A 22,578-nucleotide genomic window follows, 5' to 3' on the forward strand; every position below is an offset into this window, starting at 1 on the left:
AAAAAAGCCTGATCCAAAAGGACAGGCTTTCTCGAATTGGAGTCGTACCTTGCCCTTTAACGGCAAGGTCTTGCTTGTAACAAATTAGGCAATGCCTGCTTGTTACCCGTGCACCGGGAGTACTCATGGTACTACCGTGATGACGATGCAGCGGAAATTAAGCTACTCCCCTTGATGGAGCGATTATAGCGAAGATTATTGAAAATAGTCATTGGCTATATCGCAATACACGCACTCAGCCTCAAGCTCTTGGTAAGACTACAACATATACCGGCAAACCACGCCGTATTAGTGCCTGCTTTGTACACCCAAAGCTACGCCAGCACATGTTGAAGCAACAGGAAATCAACGGCATCACTCAGCACACCACACCATTTGATTTTCCACATAACCATCGGATATAGCTTGATGCCATTTTGGCTTATAAACACATAATCTATGCCATACCCATTTATTAATTAATTCATTATTTTTATATCAATTAATTTTTATTAAAAAAATAATACCTAATAAATTTACTTATTATAAATCTCGATATTTTTAAATATATATTATTTCTTATCTGTAATAGTTTTATTCACCTAACATAAAAAATCAATTTTCCACACCATGGAGTTTTTATGTTGGGTACGTTCTTAACTCGAAAAATACTGCGCGCACTCCCTCTACTTATAGGCCTAGGGCTATCCGCCATTACACCTAGCCACGCTACCGAAGCCCCCAAAGCCATACGCATAGGCGTTGCTACCGCTGGCGGCGGGGATCCCATCACTTGGGGCGGCTCACCTGGCAGCGTAGTACGCGAAAACAAATGGTTGGAATCTGCCTTTGGCGACACCGAAGTACAGTGGTTTTTCTTTAAAGGTGCGGGCCCTGCAGTCAATGAAGCACTTTCTAACAAACAAATTGATTTTGCTTATTTAGGTGACCTTCCCACGATCATTGGCGTTTCTAATGGGTTAAATACAAAAATTCTACTTGCTAGTGGGCAACGTACCAATTTGTATTTAGCCACACCTAAAGATTCAGACATTACCAATATTCAGGATCTTAAAGATCGCAAAGTCGCAATTTTTAAAGGCACTAATGGGCACTTAGTTGCCAATAATCTGCTGCTAGATAACGGCATCAAAGAAAGTGATCTACGTAGCATCAACCTCGATACAGGCAGCGCCCAAGCCGCCTTGGTCTCTGGCAGCATCGATGCCGCTTTTGGTGGCTTCGAATACATACGTTTACTCAACGACGGTTTAATTGCCGTACCCTACTCCACCCACGGTAAAGACCCAAAATTCACGAGACAAACCTCGTTGGTAGGACGCGAGGACTTCATTACTGATCACCCTGATCTCACTCAAAAAGTAGTGGATGAGTTTGTACGTGCTTCGCATTGGGCGTCACAAGAAGAAAACCGTGATGCTTTATTGCGTATATGGGCCAAAAGTGGCACGCCGTATGAGTCTTTCGTCGTCGAGTTCGAAGGTACACCACTCGCCCAACGTAACAGCCCTCTTTTGGACGAGTTTTTCCGCACCCGCTATCAAGTGGTGGCCGATGGCGCCAAAGATCTGCAATTCATCCGCCGCCCCGTCAACGTAGAACAAATCTTTGACGATCGCTTCTTACAACATGCGCTACAAGAACAGCAGCTCACCGACTTCTGGGTAGCCTATGACGCCGATGGTGTGACCCCTAGCGCTAAGAGCACGCCATGAGCCTAGTCCCACAAGAAAAACTGGTGCAACACGCGGGGGGCTATGGTGCTAACCGCTATCCCTTAGCCGCCCAACTGAGCCACGCCGCGACGCTGTATGCCCAAGCCTTATTAGTGCCTGTGTTGCTCTTTGCCGTGTGGGTGATCAGTACAGAACAAGGTTGGGTGTCGCCCCAAGTGCTACCACCACCCGCGTATGTGCTGGAAGCCTTACTGGACCTCTTGAACAGTGGTGAGCTCTGGCTACACGTAGAAGCCAGTCTGCGACGCGTGTTGGTGGGGTATCTAGCAGGCTCCGTCATTGGCATAGCAATAGGTATTGTGGTGGGGGTATCCAAACATGCCGAACGCCTACTTATGCCCACCCTTAATGCACTGGTGCAGATACCCGTCTTAGCCTGGTTGCCCTTTGTGATGTTACTCGTGGGTATAGGCGAGGCACTCAAGTACATCTTGATTGCTAAAGCCGCTTTGGTGCCTACGCTCATGAGCACCTTCCAGTTACTGCGCCAGCAGCCGCAGCGCTTACTGGAAGTCGCGCACGTGTATGGCTACAGCCCATCACAACGTTTTCTGCACCTGAGCCTGCCTGCTGGCGTGCCCATTCTCTTTACCGGATTACGTCTGGGATTCACCAAAGCATGGCTGTCATTAGTGGTCGTAGAGTTGGTGGCCTCTAGTGAAGGCTTGGGTTATCTGATTGTGTACGGACGTCAACTATTCCAGCTGGATTTGGTCATGGCAACCGTCTTCATTGTGGGGCTGATAGGCCTGCTCATAGACCGCCTACTCGATGCCATAGAACGGCGTGTTTTAACGTCCTCTACCCCGAAAACAAGGATTGTGTAATGCGTCATCCTACATCGTGGTTACAGCACACTCTGTATCGCCTTGAGCCTTGGGTGCTACCGCTATCCCTGCTTGTGCTCTGGCAATGGGCCGCTACTCAACAACTGTGGCATTCATCTCTGCTGGTGTCTCCTACCAGCGTCTGGCAACAGTTGGTGGAGCTGTGCCGTACCGGCCAACTGCAACGCGCCATCACGGCCAGCCTCACACGCGAGCTAAGCGGTTTCTTTATAGGTTCTGTGTTGGGTTTAGCGCTGGGTATCACATTGGGCTTATCCACGCGTTCTAGACAGTTGCTAGGCCCTAGCTTCAACACCTTCAAACAGATCTCATTATTTGCGTGGATTCCACTGATTTCTGTCTGGTTTGGGTTGGGCGATACCGCCAAAGTCGTGTTTTTGTCCTTGGCTGCCTTAGTGCCTGTCACGGTGTACACCGCCGATGGCATTCAAGCCGTACCACTGCGCTTGCTAGAAGTGGCCCGTGTTTACCAATACAGCACGCCACAAACCATCGCCCACGTCATTTTGCCTGCTGCGCTACCCGCCATTTTCACTGGTGTGTATCTCGCACTGATTTACTCCTGGCTCGCCACCATCGGGGCGGAGTACCTGCTAGTTTCCGGACCAGGGCTAGGCACCATCCTGATTGAAGGCAGTGAGTTGTTTCGCATGGATTTAGTGCTGATAGGCATGACCACCATAGGGCTGATCGGCGCTGGCTTGAACTGGTCTGCCCGACTCATAGAACGACGTTTGCGTCTGTACTTCCCACAGTAACGCATTACCTAAACGCCACCTAAGGATTCTTATGACTCTTCAGCAACGCCCTGCGCTCACGCTGCAGCATATTACTAAGCATTTTCACCAGCCTGACAGCCACAGTACCTTACAAGTGCTGGACGACATCAACTTGGCAATACGCCCAGGTGAGTTCATCAGTATTGTGGGTAGCAGCGGCTGCGGGAAGTCGACGTTACTGCGTCTCATACTTGGTCTAGACACTGATTTCACAGGCAGCATCACCTTGGGTGATACGCCTATACGCGGCCCCGGCTTAGATCGCGGTATTGTGTTCCAAGATCACCGTTTATTGCCCTGGTTATCAGTCAGTAAAAACATCCAATTCGCTCTGCGCAACAGCAAACTGTCTACCCAAGAACAACAAGAGCGAGTGCAGCAGCACATCGATTTGGTGGGTTTACAGGGGTTTGAACACCACCTACCCAGTGCTATTTCCGGCGGCATGGCGCAGCGTGTCGCCATCGCCCGTGGGCTAGTTAATCGCCCTTCCATCCTATTGCTGGACGAGCCCTTGGGTGCGTTAGATGCACTGACCCGCACGCGCCTGCAGCAAGAAATACAAAACATCTGGCAGACCGAGCAGATCACCATGATTTTGGTCACCCACGATGTGGATGAGGCTGTTTTTCTGGGTGATCGCGTGGTCATCATGCAGCCCAACCCTGGCCAGATACAACGCATTGTAGACATCAATCTAGAACGCCCCCGCAATCGCAGCGACCCACGCTTTATCGCGTATCGCGATGACATCTTACGCAGTTTTACCAGTACCACCGCTTCTCATCCGCCATCCCCTCCTACGCCACAAGCTCCACTTTGGACCACCTTAAATGGTCTTAACGTGGCGTGGTAACTCTTTAAGGAACGATCATGAGCAAATCACAGAAAAAACAAATAAAGCTAGGTGCCTTCTTAATGCAAACGGGCCACCACATTGCTGGCTGGCGTCACCCCGACGCTGATGCGCACGCCAGCTTTAGCTTTCAACACTATGCTGAATTGGCTAAACGTGCCGAAGCAGCCAAGTTTGACGCTGTTTTTCTCGCTGACTCCGTTGGGGTGCGCCAACCGGATAATCCTGCCCTATTTCGTAGCGCTAGATCCTTTCATTTTGAGCCTCTCACCCTACTATCAGGCTTAGCCGCCGTCACCGAAAAAATTGGCGTTATCGGAACAGCCTCCACGTCGTTTAATGAGCCCTACACCCTAGCCCGTCAATTCGCGTCACTGGACCAACTGAGCAACGGGCGTGCTGGCTGGAATCTAGTGACGTCTAGCAGCGGTGAAGAAGCAAAAAATTACGGGCTAGAAACGCATTATGCGCATCAAACCCGCTATCAACGCGCACAGGAGTTCCACGATGTAGTCACCCGTTTATGGAGCTCGTGGGATGACGACACCTATGTAGGCGACAAAGAACAAGGTATTTACTTCAAACCCAAGTCATTACACCCTTTGCATCATCGTGGTCAGTTTTTCTCAGTCGCTGGGCCGCTTAACGTTGCACGCTCCGCCCAAGGCCACCCCGTTGTGGTGCAAGCGGGTGCTTCTGAAGCAGGCCGTAGCCTTGCTGCTGCGACCGCAGAAGTGATTTTTGTCGCCCACCAAACGCTGGAAGAAGGGCAAAGCTTTTACAAAGACATTAAGAATCGCGTTGCAGCATTCGGGCGTAACCCCGATCACACCTTAATCATGCCAGGCGCTTTTCCTGTCATTGGTGAGTCCCGTGCTCATGCCCAAGAGAAGTTTGAGCAACTGCAAAACTTAATACACCCTGAAGTAGGACTCGCCTTGGTGTCCAGCCTATTGGGTATAGACCTAACAGGCGTAGATGTAGACAGCCCATTACCTGCTATTCCCGAAACTGAAGGTGCTAAGAGTCGTCGACAACTGCTGGTGGATTTGGCTGGCCGCGAACAGCTCAGCATACGTGATCTGTACTTAAAAATTGCTGGCGCACGTGGCCATTGGCAACTGGTAGGTACGGCGAATGACATTGCCGACCAACTGCAACACTGGTTTGAGAGTCATGCTGCGGATGGCTTCAACATCATGGCACCGTGGCTACCCGGTGGCTTAATTGAGTTCATCGACCATGTTTTGCCCGAATTGCGACGTCGCGGGCTGTTCCGCACGGAATACAGTGGCAGCACCCTGCGTGAACATCTGGGGCTACCCATACCCGTCGCTCAACCCCACCAGCGCCTTCAAGGAGCTGTCGCATGAGCCAGCCTTATGAGGTCATTGCCATCTCAGGCAGTCCCAGTGAGAAATCCCGCTCTACCAGCCTTCTGAACTACTACACCTCGGCGTTGGAGCAACTAGGTACTAGGGTGAAACACATACGCCTCACTGATCTGCCCGCCAAAGACCTGATACTGGGCAAATACGATGCGCCAGCCATTACCGCCGTGCATGACGCTATTGCCGGTGCTAAGGCCATCATCCTCGCCAGCCCTGTGTACAAAGCCACTATTTCTGGCGGCCTTAAGGCGCTGCTGGACGTACTGCCTGAAAATGCGTTCGCGCACAAAACAGTCGTCCCCCTCGCCTCTGCTGGCAGCTCTTTGCATCTACTAGCGCTGGACTATAGTTTGGGCCCCATTTTGGCCGCCTTAGGCACACCCAAAGTCCTGAAAGGTATCTATGCCGCCCAAACCCAACTCACCTCCAAGGGCGACTCTTATGAGCCCGACCCGGACGTACGAGCGCGTTTGGACCACAGCATCAAAGAGCTACATCACACACTGGCACCTGCCAGCGCCCTCTCGCATCCCAATCCTGATGCTTGGATTAACCGTCATTTCATTGCTGTCTAATTTTATAAAGGAACACCTCATGACCACCCCTATCATCAACGCCAGAAATCAATTCAAAGGCACTATCTCTGCCATTAACCGTGGCCCTGTGGTCTCCGAAGTCGAAGTCACCACGCTGTCTGGATTGGTCACATCCGTCATCACCACTCGCTCTATTGATGAGCTGCAACTGGCCATAGGCAGTGAAGTGCTGGCTTTTGTAAAGGCAACAGAAGTCGCCGTGGCTAAGTTGGCCTGATAGCAAAAAGCCCGGGTGGTTCTGCCCGGGCTTTTTCATCATCATTGCGTTGTGTCTACCATCAATAACCAATAGCTCAACGACTAGTGTGCGGCATTACTCCACCGTCACACTCTTCGCTAAGTTACGCGGTTTATCCACGTCAGTACCACGCGCACACGCTACGTGATACGCCAATAACTGTAGTGTCACGGCGTGCAATACAGGTGACAACAACCCGTAGTGCTCAGGCATATGGATCACATGGATGGTGTCGCTGCTGTTGATGTGAGTATTGGCATCGGCAAACACATACAGTTCACCACCACGCGCGTGTACTTCTTGCATGTTGGATTTCAGTTTTTCCAACAGCGCATCGTGCGGTGCAATGGTAATCACTGGCATGGCTTGCGTGACCAAAGCCAAGGGGCCGTGTTTCAATTCGCCAGCTGGGTAGCCTTCAGCGTGGATGTAGCTGATTTCTTTAAGCTTCAGCGCACCTTCCAAGGCGATGGGGTAATGCATGCCACGGCCCAAGAACAAGGCATGTTCTTTGTTTGCAAAGCGACTCGCCCAAGCAATCACTTGTGGCTCTAACGCCAGCACAGCAGAAATCGCCACAGGCATATGACGCAACTTACGCAATAGATCAGCTTCTTGCTCTGCAGACAGTTGGCCTTTCACTTGCGCCACTACCATTGCCAACAAGAACAACGCGGTTAACTGCGTAGTAAAAGCTTTAGTGGATGCCACACCCACTTCCACACCCGCACGGGTGATGTACGCCAATTTACTTTCACGTACCATCGCGCTAGAAGCCACGTTGCAAATGGTCAGCGTGTTTTCCATACCCAGCTTGCGGGCATGCTTCAATGCCGCCAAGGTATCGGCGGTTTCACCAGACTGAGAAATAGTCAGTACCAAGGTACGTGGATTAGGCACGCTGTCACGATAGCGGTATTCGCTCGCGATCTCTACGCTCACAGGCACTTTAGCTAAGGACTCTATCCAGTATTTAGCTGTCAGACCAGCGTAAAAGCTAGTGCCACATGCCAAGATCAATACTTGATCAATGTTCTGGAATATCTCTTTAGCGCCCTCACCGAACAATGCAGGACTCACGGTTTCCACGCCTTGTAAGGTGTCACCTACGGCGCGTGGCTGCTCGAAAATCTCTTTTTGCATGTAATGGCGGTACGGGCCTAAATCGGCCTCGCCAGCATGCAGATGCACGGTGTGTACTTCGCGATCGCAAGGCACGCCCTGCACATCGTAGACTTGCAGGCTATCCAAATGCAGGTCGACAACATCGCCGTCTTCCAGATAAATAATCTGGCTAGTTTCGCCGGCCAATGCCAACGCATCAGATGCCAAGAAGTTCTCGCCTTCGCCCAAACCAGCTACCAATGGTGAGCCATTACGCGCACCCACCAAACGATGAGGTTCGTCTTTAGCAATCACAGCCAGCGCATAAGCACCATGCAACTGTACGCAGGCGTCTTTAACTGCTTGCAGTACATCGCCTTGGTACAAGGAGTCAATTAAGTGCGCGACCACTTCAGTATCAGTTTGGCTCTCGAACACATAACCAGCTTTAGTCAGTCGCTCACGCAGCGCTTCGTGATTCTCGATAATGCCGTTGTGCACCAAGGCAATACGGGTTTGACCAGTGTGGCCCGAAAAGTGGGGATGTGCATTATGTGTCGCGGGTGCGCCGTGTGTGGCCCAACGTGTGTGTGCAATACCAGTCACTGCCTCTAGCTGCTGAGACTGTACTTGTTCTGCCAACACTGCCACCCGTTCTGTACTACGTACGCGCTGCAATTCATCGCCATGAAACACAGCGATACCGCACGAGTCGTAGCCTCGGTACTCTAGGCGCTTCAAGCCTTCTAGCAATACCGGGATAACATTTCGTTGTGCTACTGCACCTACAATTCCACACATAATACTTGCCCACCTAAGGTGTAAGATAATCCGGAAATTTTAATTTTCCTGAGGCCCGTTGTGTATCTTTTTTTGGGTTGTGTACACAAACAACCGTACCGCACTTGGATTATTTTGCCAACAGACTACAACAGGCATTCACAACTGTTTCTACCGGAACTGTGTTTATAGGCTGCCCCACTTCTGGGGTCAGACATATGGCATTGGGGCGTGCCCAGAACCACTCTGGCTTCGCTTCGTCAAAAACTGCCACTAGAGGCACTTTACATCCCTGTGCAATATGTGAAGGCCCACAATCATTCGTCAGCACCAGCACAGATGCCTGCACCAGTGCACATAAATCAGGCAGTGGTGGCTTATCCCAAATTTCAGCATGATCCAGCAAGTGCCACTGCGCCAGACGCTCACGTTCTTTATGCTCATCAGGCCCCAGCACAAAACTCACTTTATCTATGAGCCCACGCTGCAAACAGGCCTCGGCAGCGGCCAAGAACCTCTCAATACCCCATTTTTTGAACTCGCCCTCGCCAGCCCCTGGCATGATGGTCAAACGTCGTTGTGACATCAAGGTTGTACGCAGCTCGGCATTCGCCAACGACTCCAAACAGGCACACGAAACCGCATAAGCATCCGCAGGTTGCAGTAGATCTACAAGCGCCATATGCCCTGCCGTGCGATATTCGCTCAAGTCTAGTTTGCAGCATTGCGACCACACCCAGTCCAAGCCAAACCTGCCGCCATAACTTAAACGTTTTGCAGGCCTACGCAACAATGCCAATAAACAATGTTTCAGACTACTGGCGTGCAACGACATCATCAGACTACAGGATGGATCAATGGCGGCTAGCTCGTCCCTAAACGAGTCGGCTTGTACTACCTGATCTACCCAGGGTAGCTGCTTTAAGAAAGCAAACGCCCCAGTGCGCGCTACAACTCTCAATGTCGCCGTGGGGTACAACTGTTTTAATTGCCACAACATGGCAAACATAGTGACCTGAGCACCAAAAAATGGGCGGTTACGAGCAAACACCACAATGGTTTGTGGCTCTGTTATTGCCATAGGTTTTTTATATAAAAATCGTCTGAAAAGTAATAGCGATATGCTGGTCTAAACCGTCACCGTTACGGCTGCCGCCCCTGGTTATACAACTCACAATAACGGTCAACCATCAACGGAATAGCATGTTGTTCTACTACCCACGCTTCCGCCTTAGCCACCATGTCTCTGCACTGTGATTCGTTTTCCAATAACTGATCGCACGCTGTAGCAATGGCATCGGCATCGCCTACATCACATAAAATACCGCGTCCGTCATCCAGCAGCTCGGGGATACCGCCTGCTCGGGTAGCCACAACGGCGGCTTCATACAAGAACGCATCCAAAATACTAGAGCCCAAGGCTTCTTGTTTAGAGGTCAGGACAAAAACATGCATCAACCTATACATGTTTTCGATGTCACGCTTAAAGCCGACGATTTTATAAACCTGCCCTAAGCCTAGGTCTTGTATTAACTGTTGGGCGGCAGCTAACTCGCTCCCCCCAGCGCCAAAATGCAGAAATACGAAATCTTGCCGCTGCTGCCACAACGCATGCACGGCACGTATACAGGTTAGCGGATCTTTTTCTGCCGTAAAGGCAGCGCAGGTGGCAATCACAAACTTGCCGGCTAAATGCTGCTCTTCCGAGAACGCAATAATCTGGTCCGGATCGGGAGGCACAAACTCTACGGCACTAGGGATAATGCTAACCGTTAACCCCATAGCCACAGGTGCTTGCGCAGCAGCATGGCTAATCGCCACAAACGTATCCACCCGCTTCCACTTTGCCAAAGTTCGTGCGGCTTTGGCGGCTTTTACCTCAAAGCTGGTGCGACGAGTGTAGACAAGACGCGCTTGCAGCCACGACTTCATGGCGGCCACGACGGTTAAGGCACCCGCCGTCTGCACATGTACCACATCAAAAGCTTTACGATGGCACAACAAAAAGAAAAACAAACCGCCGTTACCGCCTACTCCCTTCACTCGTAAGCTAGCTTGAGCCGCGCGTTTGAATAGGGCTTCGCCTTTTCTGGCCAAGACGGTCACGTGATACCCACGCTGTTGCAGCTCTATAGCGGTCAACAACGTCTGGCGCTCCCCGCCACGCCATCCGCGCTCAAGGTTTACCATCAAAATCTGCATGGATGTTCTACTATAAAAAATCTGGGTCTGTTTCAGGGTTACGCTGGCGTACGATATTAATGCCCAACGCTACAAGAGCACACACGACTGCGGCCCCTATACCCCAGACGGCACCGTGTTCTGGGCTAGCACCAAACACCAGCGCTACCAATGCCGTACCAAAACTTTGGCCAAACACACGCGTAGTTGCCTGCAAGCCGCCCGCCACGCCACTACGGCGTCTCGGTACTCCTGCTAGCATCGCTTTATTATTGGGTGTTTGGAAGAAGCCAAAACCTATACCACATAGCATCATGGACATCATGATTTGCCAGTCGGCAGCGTTTGCTCCCCACCATAAAAGGCTAGACAAACCAATCGCCGTCACAATCATGCCCGCCATACACAGCACGGCCACAGGGAAACGCCCAGACAAATAGGCCGATAGCGGTGCCATCACCACCACACCTAAGGGCCACATCCCCATGTACAAACCTATGTCGGCATAGCTGGCTTCAATCACCTGCACAAAGTAGAACGGCAAGCTCACCATCGCGGACATTTGGGTTGCGAAGGCAAAGAGCGACGCCAAGACGGCATAACCTACCGAGGTGATGCGCAGTATATCGACTGGCACCACAGGGGCTTCTTGCTGCAAAGAACGCGCCAGCAGTATACGGGCGCTAAAGGCAGCGACAATCAAGCAGCCCAACGACCATATAGGGTGTGAGGTGAGTAAATCCAGACCCAAAATCGCCAAACCAAAGACGGTGGCACTCAGCAAACACGCCAACCAATCAAACTCACGGGAGACACGTGGGCTTTCAGGCAGGTATCGCACCCCTAGCCACGTCAGCGCACAAATCGGTACGGTGATGAAAAATATCCAACGCCATGATGCAACATCTAGCACAAACGCACCAATGGATGGTGCCAATACGGCTGCGGTAGATACCACCACGACGTTCAAACTAATGCCTACTGCCAGTTTTTCTAGCGGATAAATCATCCGCACTAAACTGCCAAATAGACACATCAGCATCGAAGCGCCCAAACCCTGCATAATGCGCGACATCAGCAACATAGCAAAGGATTGCGAGAATGCCGCACTGCACGATGCCACTAAGAAAATAACGGTGCCCGCAACAAATAACCGCCGCAACCCTATACGTTCAGCTACCGCCGATAAGGGCAGTAAGGTCATCACAATGGTTAGGCTATACGCAATGGGAATCCACACCACTCTGGACGCATTGATGTGCAGCTCTTCAGCAATAACCGGCAACGCCACGTTAGACATAGCCGCGTCCAACACCGAGATTGCAATCGCCAGCAACAACGTGATAACCGCAGGAATGCGTTCACGCAATGGCAAGCCATCAGGCCCGTCACTGTTATTAGCAGGGCTGATGACCTCGTCTTCAAGAGGAGAGTATTTTTCGCTTGGCACGTTGGTTATTTTTTGACCGGCCTTTTCCAGTTGCTAATGGTAGTTTGTGGAGTACGTGAAATGGTCAGTTCTTCTTCAGGAGCGTCACGCGTTAAGGTAGTACCTGCGCCCACCGTTGCCCCTCGGCCTACCCGTACAGGAGCAACCAACTGTGTGTCTGAACCGATAAACGCGTCATCTTCAATGATGGTGCGGTACTTGTTCACACCATCGTAATTGCACGTGATGGTACCCGCGCCTATGTTGACGCGCTCACCTATCTGCGCATCACCCAGATACGACAAGTGGCTCGCTTTAGTATCCGCACCCAAGGTACTGTTTTTCACTTCTACGAAGTTACCCACCGCCGCACCACGCTCTAGCACAGCTCCGGGACGCAAACGCGCGTAAGGGCCAATACTGGTGTGCTCTGCCGCACGGCTTTGATCCAAATGGCTAAACGCATGCACGACAGTACCTGCACCCAGCTCTACATTTTTCAGTACACAATGCGGACCCACACGTACGCCATCGCCCAACACTACCGTGCCCTCAAACACACAACCCACATCAATGTACACATCACGGCCACACTGCAAGCTGCCGCGTACATCAAAACGAGAAGGGTCCATGATGCTCACGCCTTGCTCAAGCAAGCGACGCGCTTGTTCTGCCTGCCATGCACGCTCTAGCTGAGCCTGCTGCACACGGCTATTTACACCTAAGGTTTCCCAAGGGAAAGAAGGGTGTGCAGCGTTCACCGCCACGCCATCAGCGACAGCCAAGCCTACGATGTCGGTCAGGTAGTACTCACCTTGTGCATTCTTGTTATCAATGCGTGACAACCAATCGCGCAGACGCACAGTAGGTGCAGCCATAATGCCGGTGTTGACCTCACGGATTTGGTGCTCGGCTTCCGAGGCGTCTTTGTGTTCCACAATACGGCTAATGGTGCCTTGTTCGTTACGAACAATACGGCCATAACCGGTAGGATCATCCAGAAACTCCGTCAAAATGGCCAAACCATTTTGACGAGCTTCTAGCAGTGCTTTTAAGGTATCGCTCTGTACTAACGGTACATCGCCATACAGCACTAAGGTTGTGTCATCAGGATGCTCACCCAGCAGCACAGGCTCTGCCTGCATGACCGCATGACCGGTACCCTGCTGGGGCTGTTGTAACACCACGTGTATGTCGGTTTGGCCTGCCAAATACTGCTGTAACTGCTCGGCACCATGACCTGCGACTACCACGATACGGCTAGGCTCTAGTTGACGCGCCGCTTCCACGACATGCATCAACATAGGTTTACCCGCAATGGGGTGCAACACCTTAGGCAATGCAGACTGCATGCGTTTGCCCATACCCGCTGCCAGTATTACTACATTCAGCATCATGTTCCTGTATTCCTCAACCTAGTTATTACTTGCTACTTTTGGGTGCGCTTTTACGCGCGGTGCTACCACTGGCAGGTGCAGTAGTGGCTTTCTTCACAGCTTTTTTAGCGGCTTTTTTAACTGCCTTCTTGGCAGCTTTCTTTGCCGTCGCAGGGCGTGTAGTGCCAGCAGGTTTAGCAGCTCGACGCATCGTAGAGTCGCCCGATACGGGTTGTACTACGCCTGTCATGCCATCCACCATACTCTGCGCGCTTTGCATGGAGGCTGCGGTAGCAGATGCCACGGCGTTGAACTGCTTTTGCAGCAAGTCCCATACCGCTTGACCAGCATCTTGCATGCCTTGCTCGGTTGCTTGTTTTAGACCTTCATCAGCACCACTGGCCATACGCTCACCCGCCATTTGTGTGGCTTGCTGAGCAAAGTTTTGTACAGTGCGTAATGTCGCTTTCTGAATTTCCAAACCTTGAATCGTGCCTTCCAACATGGACAGATTCAATTTCAGCCAGTTTTCTACAGCGCGTAAATCACGTAGGCGCTTTTCCAGCTCCTCGGGTGACAACATGGCAGCAGACGCGTCGGCAAAACTGCCAAAGCCAGCACCTCCCCCCATAGATTCCCAAGCAGTGCGCATCATGTCTAGTGACGCAAACAATGGATTCTGAGCAGAATCCGCATTCATACCACTTCCCATCATTCCGGGTATATCAAAAGGATTACGCATGGCTTTACCCCTTTTTGCAGGCCGTTATTAATGACTACTACGCTATGGTATCCGGTATTGAGGCACGGTGACAGATGCTGTCTAAACTCACCAGTTCTGCTTCCAAGGTAAATTCACCCGCCACCGACATTTCCCAATACTCTTCTACGCTGATATGGCGTATCTCGCTGACTTCACCATCTTGATTTTCCGGTTGTACATCGTGAGCCAATACACAATCGTTCACCCACGCATTTTCTACCTGATAACCTTCAGGCAAACGGCGATGCATACGGGTGATCAGCCTCATTGGCTCTAGTGCGTGCAAATCTTTGGCGTATAAACCGGCTTCTTCTTCGCTTTCACGCAGCAGCGACACGTCTAAGTCTTCGTGTGCGCTCACCAAACCACCGACTAAGGTATCCCACATATTAGGATTGGTAGACTTATGGGCCGCACGTTTCTGCACCCACAAGCGGCCCTCTGGCGTCCAGGCGTTCAAGTGCACGGCTTGGGTCAATATGCCTAACGGACGCACCGCACCACGCTCTATAGCACCTAAGCAGCGCCCTTCAGCAAACACGTCTAACAATTCGCCGCGCCAGGCTTTCACAAAGCCCGCTTCATTCAATTTATTGGCAATACGCTCTAACAGCCGGTTGGCTTGTACCGTGGGCAGTCGCATATCACCGATATGCACCGCGTCACCGTCACAAATTACCCCGTCTATGGTTACTAGTTCAGGGATAACTTCTTTTAAAACCCAACCGCAAACACGACCACAAAAGGTCAGTGGACGACTACCTACTGGGGGCAACTCTTGTGCCTGAGCCAGCAATAGCTTGAAACGCTGCCGCATGGGCTTATGCAAGGAAGAAGATATTTGAATTTTCATGTAAGAATTGTAGTGCATGCACTCTCGCCGCAGCACCACACTATGCAGTTTTTTACATTAGTCCCCAGCAGACTAGCAATCTTGCATTCATAACTTTGCTGTCACGATACACTACATTGCACACCGACTTGCTTATTTGAACCACTATGCCATTTCGTTTCCCTGCTTTCTTCCGTGTATTTTCCTTACTTATATTCAGTCTAGGGTTAGCTGCCTGCTCCCCTGAACCAGAACCTCAGCCCTTTATCGGTAATGATATTTCTACAGCGGGCATAGGCCGAACCCTGGCATTAGTGGATGGCCAAGGACAACCTCGTAGCTTGAAGGACTTCAGAGGGAAAACAGTCGTCGTATTTTTTGGTTTTACCCAATGCCCTGATGTATGCCCAACCGCGATGGTGCAATTAGCCAGCGCAATGGAAATGCTGGGGGAACAGGCTAAAGACGTACAAGTACTACTTATTACCGTAGACCCTGAGCGCGACACTCCCGATGTCATGCAAGCCTATGTAGAAGCCTTTGACCCTCGCTTTATAGGACTGACTGGCACGCCCGAGCAAGTGCGCAAAACCGCACAATCCTTCAAAGCCTTTTATGTCAAAGTCCCCTCACCACAGATTGGGCAATACACGATGGATCACTCATCTTCTTTTTATCTGATAGACAGTGAAGGAAAGACTAGGGTGTTAATGCGTGGAGACGCCAGCGCTGAAGACATTGCACACGATGTGCAACTGCTAGCAACGTCTGCACCATAATGCATTCTCTACAGATCGTTGGACGGCCGTCTTATCAGGGAAGATACGTAGCAGGCTAAAGCACGCCTAACAGGTAAGATCAAGAATCCTAGTACTGTAATACTCTGAGTGGATTATGATTCTTAAGCCTGACGCCGACGGCATCATCAAGGTTTCTTTTCTTTTGCTGCCTGAGTACGCCATGGTGGCATTACTTTCAGCCATAGAGCCGCTACGTGTAGCAAATCGCTTTGCCAAACGTGAAATTTTCCGCTGGCAATTAATCTCTGAGTCCAACGAAGTGGTGCATGCTAGCAATGGACTTGCCATTCAGCAAAGCATCCCTATGCACGAAGCAGAGAATCTGCGCAACCTCATTGTTTGCTCTAGCTTTCATCCAGAGCGCCATCTACGCTCAGAAACTATTTCGTGGCTGCAACGACAAGCACGGCAAGGTGTATTACTGGGCGCCATGGATACAGGCTGTCATTTATTACAGGCAGCAGGTCTATTGAAAAACCACCGCATCACCATGCACTGGGAGGCTATTCCCGCCTTTCAGGAAAACTATCCCGAATTAGAAATCACCAACGAGTTATTTGAAATAGACCGCAACCTTGTCACCTGCGCGGGTGGCACTGCTGCCATTGATCTCATGCTTTATGTCATCCAAACTGCTTTTGGGCATGAGCTAGCCATACAAGTCTGCGAACAATTTATTAATAGTGGTATACGACAAAAATCCGATAAACAACGCATCAATTTAGCGGCAAGACTAGAGCTCTATCATCCTCGTTTGCTACGGGTGATAGAGCTGATGGAAAGTCACCTAGAAGAACCTATTGCCTTGGAGGAGTTAGCAAGACGGGCCTGCGTTTCCACACGCCAGTTGGAGCGCCTATTTCGTCAACACCTACAGCAATCACCAGCCGCCTACTATATGGGCTTACGCTTACAACGAGCCCAATCCTTATTACAAGGCTCCACATTAAGCGTGGCAGAGGTAGGACTAGCCTGTGGGTTTAGCGCTGCTGCCCATTTTTCACGTACCTATAGAAAATGGTATGGTCACACCCCTGCTAGCCACCGCCCCCTCCACAAACGCGACACTCTAGGACATTAATGTGGCAACACGGTAGTCACACCTTGCAAACGGCGGCGATTTGGCTCTGGTTGTGATAGCGGTGCACTCTCTACCATACCCCGTAAACTACGCCCTACTAACGCCTGATACTCCTGAGTGTTCAAGTTCTTCCACTGCAAGTCGTGTTCAGTCACTGACCGTACCACTTTGGCTGGTGAGCCCATCAGTACTTGTCTAGGCTCGCCTTGAAAGCCAGCCTTCACGAAACTCATTGCAGCCACTAAGCTATCTTGACCAATCACTGCATTGTCCATAATGACCGAGTTCATACCAATCAATGCGTTCTCACCCACCACACAACCGTGCAAAATAGCACCATGCCCTATATGGCCATTGCGCTGCACTACAGTATCGATTTCGCAATAACCATGCATCATGCAGTGATCCTGAAGATTCGACCCTTCCTCTAGAATCAACCTACCAAAATCGCCGCGCAGCGATGCAAACGGTGCCACATATACATTTGCTCCTATGATCACATCACCGATCAACACGGCAGTAGGATGTACATACGCGCTAGGATGCACTACGGGAGTCAATCCTTCAAAGGTATAGCAAGGCATATTTCACTCCTACGTTTTTAATATTGTGGTGTAGCACCGGTTAGATGCTCACCACCATCTTGAGCTAAACAAATGCCTGTGATGAAGCTCGCTGCTGGGCTCGCCAAATATGCCACACTACACGCTATTTCTGACGCCTGACCTACTCTCGCAATAGGTAGCTTCGTCAGCCCTTGTTGCAGCACTTGCACATCATAATTTTTCAACCCTTCCGTCTCTATAGTGCCTGGTGCAATAGCATTCACCCTAATCTGCAAAGGTGCCCACTCCCAGGCTAGGGTTTTGGTAAGATTCACCACGCCTGCACGTGCGGCTGCAGCGTGAGCCATACCAGGGATACCGCTTTCCTGACATAGCACCACATTAATAATGTTGCCGCCATGACCGCCCTCCTGACAGTGTCTCGCAAAGCGCTGAGACATCTGAAACGTCCCTTGCAAATTCAGCTCCACCACCGCTTTAAAACCATTAGGCGAAATATCCAGAGCAGGCGCCACAAACTGTCCACCTGCATTATTTACCAATACATCTACACGCAACGACTGCGATTCTATGGCAGTAAACAACTGCTCCACTGAGTCATTCTCTCGTATGTTGACTGCATAGCTGTGTACAGAGATATCATGCTGCTGCAACACCTGCTTTGCTTCCTGTAATCTTTCCTGATCCCGTGCAGCAATCAGCACCGTAGCACCCAACTCGCCAAACAATTGCGCAATGGCAAAACCTATACCACTACCGCCCCCTGTTACTAGTACGGTCTTGCCACTAAACAAATGAGGAGAAAAAATAGCTGTCATCATCCTATCCCTAAAAAGAGAATCACTGCCCACGCCAGACTGGCGCACGTTTTTCACTAAACGCCTGTATGCCCTCTTGTGCATCATCGGAGCTCAACATGTTGCGATAATGAGGTAAAGGAGCCTGCCGTTGTAAGGCATATGCTTCAGGCAGCGACACATGCTCTGTAGCCTGCAATAACTCTTTAACGGCTTGTTGCGCCAACGGTGCGCTATGCAACAACTGCTCAGCAAACTCTTGTGCGGCTTGCAGTAAGTTGTCACTACTGGTCACCCTACTTAGAAGTCCCCATTGCAGGGCCTCTTGTGCTCGTAAACGACGCCCGGTGAGTATGAGCTCCAGTGCCACACTACGTGGCAAGCGCCGCGGCAATCTAAACACCCCTCCAGAATCCGGAATAATGCCTAAGCTAAGCTCTGGCAAGAAGAATTCCGCATGCTCTGCCGCCACCACAAAATCACACGCCAGTGCCAGTTCAAACCCTCCCCCTACTGCTAAACCATTCACCGCAGCAATCACCGGCTTACTCAAACTGAAATACTCGGTGAGCCCACCAAACCCTCCTGGGCCATGATTCGCATCTATGGCCTCTCCTTCCGCAGCCGCTTTTAAATCCCATCCCGCGCTGAAGAAACGTTGTCCACTGCCCGTCAGAATGGCAACACGCAATTCCGTATTATTTTCATACTCATAAAACGCCTCATAAAGCCGTTGGCTCGTTGCACAATCAATCGCATTGGCAGACGGTCTATTTAAGGTAACCCACCAAATAGCACCTTCCTGTCGTGTCTGTACAGAGTGACTCATGGATAACTCACAAAAAAATAAGCCCGCATAACACAGGGTTGGCTAAACCATAGCAGCGCGCAGATTACCCACGATTGACCATTTGCGACCTTAATTTGGTTTTTTTCGTCATCCCTATTTTTTGTTAGGGAAACTCCTAAGAAAAAAAATCCAGATTGTCGTAATTAATTATTTTTATGTCGCTAATGGTTAATTGAGAAAACACCGCCACTCCTAGAATGAGGCCCATGCATTGACCGTTCATATGTGCTTAGCACCTTTTTCGGAGTTCGAATAATGGATTTCAACCTTTCCAAAGCACACCTAGATTTACAAGCTAAAGCCAAAGCCTTTACAGAAGAAGTCCTATTCCCTCATGAGTTGGAATGTGAACAAAACGATGGCATTAGCACAACCACTCATCAACACATTACGCAAGCTGTTCTGGATTGGGGGTTCAATGCCCCTAATCACAGTAAAGAAGATGGTGGGCAAGGTTTCAGTATCTTTGAGCAAACGCTACTCAATGAACAACTAGGTATGGCTACAGGTGCGATCTGGGATGCTCTTTGGTACCCCTCTTATCCTATGCGCTTCGCAAGCCCAGAACAAAAAGCGGAATACCTTATCCCTACCTGCCAAGGTAAACGCAGAGATGCCTATGCCATTACTGAAGCCGATGCGGGATCAGATCCAAGCCAGTGTGTCACTCGAGCAGACAAAGTAGCAGGCGGCTGGCGCATCAATGGCGAGAAGTGGTTTGTCACCATAGGCGACATTGCTGACTATATTTTGGTACACGCTCATGTAGATGGAGACCGAGAGAAGTCTGCCGTATTTTTTGTAGATAAAAACCTACCAGGCGTTGAAGTCAAACGCACCCCTCTCTACACCCACCATTTTGCATTCAAACATCCTGAGTTCACCTTCACAGACGTTATTGTGGGCGAGGACAAAATGCTAGGCGCCGTCGGCGATGGCTACAAAATGACCAAAGACTGGTTTGTAGAAGCACGCTTGGGTATTGCTGCCCGCTGCGTGGGGGCAGCCATCCGTGCTACTGATGAAGCCAATCGATTTGCTGCTGAGCGCATGCAATTCGGACAAAAGATACGAGATTTCCAAGCGATTGAATTCATGCTTGCTGATATGGCAGTAGAAATCATGGCGGCAAAAACCATGCTTTACCGCTTAAGTTGGGAAATAGATCAGACCTCTGACCGTATTCGCAAACACGCACGCGCCGCTGCCTTAAAACTGTATTGTTCCGAAATGGTGGGGCGCGTCTGCGACCGTGCCGTTCAGATTCTCGGTGGTAGAGGTTATATGCGTGAACAGCCTGTGGAACGGTTATGGCGTGATACCCGTGTAGACCGCATCTGGGAGGGAACTTCTGAAATTCAGCGCGTTATTATTGCAGGCCAAATTAAAAAACGTGGTCTTGACATGTATACGGGTTGGTAAAGGATAGCGTCGATGTCTGCAAAAAAAGAAAATCTACGCCATCTTATGAACCCTAGCAGTATTGTCTTGGTGGGTGGCTCCTCTCTGGAGCGCCCCATACAAAACATACGACACATGGGCTATGAGGGCAAACTGTGGGTCATCAACCCCCACCACAGCACTATCGCAGGTGAGCCTTGTTTGGCCTCACTGCACGACCTACCAGAGGTCCCCGATGCTGCTTTTATCGCTGTAAATGCACAAGTCACGGTAGAAGTGGTACAAGCCTTGCGAGAGCTAGGCTGCAAAGGCGCAGTGTGCTACGCAGCTGGCTTTGCCGAAATGGGAGAAACCGGCGAACAGTTACAGCAAGCGCTGGTAGATGCCGCTGGAGACATGGCATTGGTGGGCCCAAACTGCTATGGCATTCTTAACTTCGTAGACAAAGTCGCCCTATGGCCGGATCGTTTACGTGGAGAAAGGGTGTATAAGGGCATAGCGATCATCAGCCAAAGTGGTAATGTGGCCTTGAATCTCACTATGCACGACAGGTCCTTACCGATCACCCATGTCATCAGCGTAGGCAATCAAGCATCGTTAGAAGTAGGCGACTATATTGACCTACTGTTGGATGATAAACGTGTATCTGCCATAGGGCTCTACATCGAAGGCCTAAAAGATGTGGCGCGATTTAGTCACGTTGCATTACGCGCCCTACATTTGGGTATTCCTCTGGTTGTACTCAAAACCGGAGTATCCGAACTCGGCGCACAGCTAGCCTTAAGCCATACCAGCTCATTGGCTGGACGCGACGATATGTATCAGGCTTTGTTTGAACGCTTTGCCTTGCTACGCGTGGAATCTCTAAGCGCGATGGTGGAAACCTTAAAGCTCGCAGCGCTAACGCCTATACCTCACGGCAATAAAATAGGAGTTCTAACATGCTCCGGAGGAGATAGCGCTCTCCTGGCCGATGCTTTAGAACAGCAAGGGCTACACATGCCGGCCTTATCTACCGACCACAACCAGTTGTTAGACAAATGGCTGCCCAGTTTTGCTTCTCGCTCTAACCCTCTGGATTACAACACGTCTGTATGGGGAAATTTGGAAGCAAGCACAGCCGTGTTCTCTACGATGATGCATGCTGATTTTGATGCTGTAGTGCTTGCCCTTGACTTCCCTCAGCCAAATACTGGCCATGATGATGAGTGGCAATGTCAGGTAAATGCGCTGATAGCCGCTAGTCGTGAGGCAAATAAAACCATTGCCGTGATTAGTAATTTTGTTGAGCTATTACCGGAAAATGCACGCCAACGTTTAGAGCAAGCAGGTATTGCCCCCCTGCAAGGCCTGCAAGACGGTGTTACCGCGTTAGCAAAACTCGTAACCTATCACCAACAACGTCAACGCAGTCTGGCTTATGCACACGCTGTGCCACTAACACTGCACTCTCCCCAAACACGGGATCAACCCATACGAATGCTGGATGAGCATGCCTCTAAGAACTTGTTAGCACAGTACGGACTCAGCGTCCCCAAAAGTGTAGTCGTCACGTTAGAACAACTCATAGAGCAAGCACACACGTTAGATTACCCCGTGGTACTCAAAGCCCTTAGCGCCCAAATCGCCCACAAAACAGAGTTGGGCGCTGTGTCGCTAAACCTGTCGCAACCCACAGAGCTCATTGCGGCTGCCACCACAATGGCTGAACGGCTAGCAGCACAGAACCTTCCCATTGAGCATTTTCTCATAGAGCAAATGGTATCGGATGGCGTTGGTGAGCTGATCATAGGCGTCAAACGTGACCCCTTGTTTGGCCCGGCGCTTATCTTGGGAACTGGAGGTGTACTCGTCAACCTACTCAATGACAGCGCCATCATCTTGCTACCTACCTCACCAGAGATGATACGTAGTGCCTTAATGTCATTAAAAGGTACCACCCTATTACAAGGCTTTAGAAATAAAGCGAAAGGCGACCTAGATGCCGTCATCAACGCAGTAATGGCTGTTGCTCGCTTTGTGCAAGACCACTGGGACAGCGTACATGAGCTGGATGTAAACCCACTTATCGTACGCCCTACCTCAACCGGCGTGATTGCCGTAGATGCATTGATCTATCTACACGCTGCCTGAGAGCGCTACATAGAGGAAGGTGTACTACACCTTCCTGAAAA

At 50.5% G+C, this 22,578-nt stretch carries 21 protein-coding genes; 11 read left to right on the forward strand and 10 right to left on the reverse strand.

Annotated elements, in window-relative coordinates; translation table 11 throughout:
• Positions 1 to 620 precede the first annotated feature (620 nt).
• From ACLPHM_RS11045 to ACLPHM_RS11075, 7 genes are read left to right on the forward strand one after another with little or no spacing between them, the layout of a single operon-like run.
• Positions 621 to 1,715, forward strand: coding sequence for an ABC transporter substrate-binding protein (locus ACLPHM_RS11045; RefSeq protein WP_430221285.1), 1,095 nt, complete (start codon positions 621 to 623; stop codon positions 1,713 to 1,715).
• A complete protein-coding gene (locus ACLPHM_RS11050; RefSeq protein ID WP_430221286.1) occupies positions 1,712 to 2,563 on the forward strand; it encodes an ABC transporter permease in 852 nt (283 codons plus the stop codon). The genes ACLPHM_RS11045 and ACLPHM_RS11050 overlap by 4 nt, the downstream gene beginning before the upstream one ends.
• Complete coding sequence (locus ACLPHM_RS11055) at positions 2,563 to 3,342, forward strand: ABC transporter permease (RefSeq protein ID WP_430221287.1); 780 nt, start codon at positions 2,563 to 2,565, stop codon at positions 3,340 to 3,342. Before ACLPHM_RS11050 ends, ACLPHM_RS11055 begins: the two co-directional genes overlap by 1 nt.
• Positions 3,343 to 3,373: 31 nt before the next feature.
• Entirely contained in the window at positions 3,374 to 4,219 is an 846-nt protein-coding gene (locus ACLPHM_RS11060) for an ABC transporter ATP-binding protein (protein ID WP_430221288.1), read from the forward strand.
• 17 nt (positions 4,220 to 4,236) lie between these two features.
• On the forward strand, positions 4,237 to 5,592 hold the full coding sequence (locus ACLPHM_RS11065; protein ID WP_430221289.1) for an LLM class flavin-dependent oxidoreductase: 1,356 nt from the start codon (positions 4,237 to 4,239) through the stop codon (positions 5,590 to 5,592).
• Entirely contained in the window at positions 5,589 to 6,185 is a 597-nt protein-coding gene (ssuE, locus tag ACLPHM_RS11070) for an NADPH-dependent FMN reductase (protein WP_430221290.1), read from the forward strand. The genes ACLPHM_RS11065 and ssuE overlap by 4 nt, the downstream gene beginning before the upstream one ends.
• Positions 6,186 to 6,204: 19 nt before the next feature.
• Positions 6,205 to 6,423, forward strand: coding sequence for a TOBE domain-containing protein (locus ACLPHM_RS11075; RefSeq protein WP_430221291.1), 219 nt, complete (start codon positions 6,205 to 6,207; stop codon positions 6,421 to 6,423).
• 96 nt (positions 6,424 to 6,519) lie between these two features.
• Here the strand turns inward: ACLPHM_RS11075 and glmS are convergent, their stop codons facing one another.
• From glmS to ACLPHM_RS11110, 7 genes are all read right to left on the reverse strand, one after another.
• On the reverse strand, positions 6,520 to 8,349 hold the full coding sequence (glmS, locus tag ACLPHM_RS11080) for a glutamine--fructose-6-phosphate transaminase (isomerizing) (RefSeq protein ID WP_430221292.1): 1,830 nt from the start codon (positions 8,347 to 8,349) through the stop codon (positions 6,520 to 6,522).
• Between the two features lie 109 nt (positions 8,350 to 8,458).
• Entirely contained in the window at positions 8,459 to 9,409 is a 951-nt protein-coding gene (locus tag ACLPHM_RS11085; RefSeq protein WP_430221293.1) for a glycosyltransferase family 9 protein, read from the reverse strand.
• Positions 9,410 to 9,471: 62 nt separating this feature from the next.
• Entirely contained in the window at positions 9,472 to 10,530 is a 1,059-nt protein-coding gene (locus tag ACLPHM_RS11090; RefSeq protein ID WP_430221294.1) for a glycosyltransferase family 4 protein, read from the reverse strand.
• A 10-nt stretch (positions 10,531 to 10,540) separates the two neighbouring features.
• On the reverse strand, positions 10,541 to 11,959 hold the full coding sequence (locus ACLPHM_RS11095; protein WP_430221295.1) for an MFS transporter: 1,419 nt from the start codon (positions 11,957 to 11,959) through the stop codon (positions 10,541 to 10,543).
• 5 nt (positions 11,960 to 11,964) lie between these two features.
• Entirely contained in the window at positions 11,965 to 13,332 is a 1,368-nt protein-coding gene (gene glmU, locus ACLPHM_RS11100; protein ID WP_430221398.1) for a bifunctional UDP-N-acetylglucosamine diphosphorylase/glucosamine-1-phosphate N-acetyltransferase GlmU, read from the reverse strand.
• 28 nt (positions 13,333 to 13,360) lie between these two features.
• Positions 13,361 to 14,056, reverse strand: coding sequence for a PhaM family polyhydroxyalkanoate granule multifunctional regulatory protein (locus ACLPHM_RS11105; protein ID WP_430221296.1), 696 nt, complete (start codon positions 14,054 to 14,056; stop codon positions 13,361 to 13,363).
• A gap of 37 nt (positions 14,057 to 14,093) precedes the next feature.
• On the reverse strand, positions 14,094 to 14,930 hold the full coding sequence (locus ACLPHM_RS11110) for an NUDIX hydrolase (protein ID WP_430221297.1): 837 nt from the start codon (positions 14,928 to 14,930) through the stop codon (positions 14,094 to 14,096).
• 146 nt (positions 14,931 to 15,076) lie between these two features.
• Between ACLPHM_RS11110 and ACLPHM_RS11115 the strand changes: the two genes are divergently transcribed.
• Entirely contained in the window at positions 15,077 to 15,688 is a 612-nt protein-coding gene (locus tag ACLPHM_RS11115; protein WP_430221298.1) for an SCO family protein, read from the forward strand.
• A gap of 115 nt (positions 15,689 to 15,803) precedes the next feature.
• Positions 15,804 to 16,790 (forward strand): GlxA family transcriptional regulator, encoded by a 987-nt coding sequence (locus tag ACLPHM_RS11120; RefSeq protein ID WP_430221299.1) that lies wholly within the window; start codon positions 15,804 to 15,806, stop codon positions 16,788 to 16,790.
• Here ACLPHM_RS11120 and caiE read toward each other — a convergent pair.
• From caiE to ACLPHM_RS11135, 3 genes are read right to left on the reverse strand one after another with little or no spacing between them, the layout of a single operon-like run.
• Positions 16,787 to 17,374 carry a carnitine operon protein CaiE gene (gene caiE, locus ACLPHM_RS11125; protein ID WP_430221300.1) on the reverse strand — a complete coding sequence of 196 codons (588 nt, stop codon included), beginning with the start codon at positions 17,372 to 17,374 and terminating at the stop codon, positions 16,787 to 16,789. The genes ACLPHM_RS11120 and caiE overlap by 4 nt on opposite strands.
• Positions 17,375 to 17,391: 17 nt before the next feature.
• Positions 17,392 to 18,177 (reverse strand): SDR family oxidoreductase, encoded by a 786-nt coding sequence (locus ACLPHM_RS11130; RefSeq protein WP_430221301.1) that lies wholly within the window; start codon positions 18,175 to 18,177, stop codon positions 17,392 to 17,394.
• Positions 18,178 to 18,196: 19 nt separating this feature from the next.
• On the reverse strand, positions 18,197 to 18,982 hold the full coding sequence (locus tag ACLPHM_RS11135) for an enoyl-CoA hydratase-related protein (protein WP_430221302.1): 786 nt from the start codon (positions 18,980 to 18,982) through the stop codon (positions 18,197 to 18,199).
• Positions 18,983 to 19,258: 276 nt separating this feature from the next.
• Between ACLPHM_RS11135 and ACLPHM_RS11140 the strand changes: the two genes are divergently transcribed.
• Together ACLPHM_RS11140 and ACLPHM_RS11145 are read left to right on the forward strand one after the other, a co-directional pair.
• Complete coding sequence (locus ACLPHM_RS11140) at positions 19,259 to 20,425, forward strand: acyl-CoA dehydrogenase family protein (RefSeq protein ID WP_430221303.1); 1,167 nt, start codon at positions 19,259 to 19,261, stop codon at positions 20,423 to 20,425.
• Between the two features lie 12 nt (positions 20,426 to 20,437).
• On the forward strand, positions 20,438 to 22,537 hold the full coding sequence (locus ACLPHM_RS11145; RefSeq protein WP_430221304.1) for an acetate--CoA ligase family protein: 2,100 nt from the start codon (positions 20,438 to 20,440) through the stop codon (positions 22,535 to 22,537).
• Positions 22,538 to 22,578: the final 41 nt, after the last annotated feature.

This window comes from Paenalcaligenes sp. Me131, from assembly GCF_050487225.1.
GTDB lineage: Bacteria > Pseudomonadota > Gammaproteobacteria > Burkholderiales > Burkholderiaceae_B > Paenalcaligenes.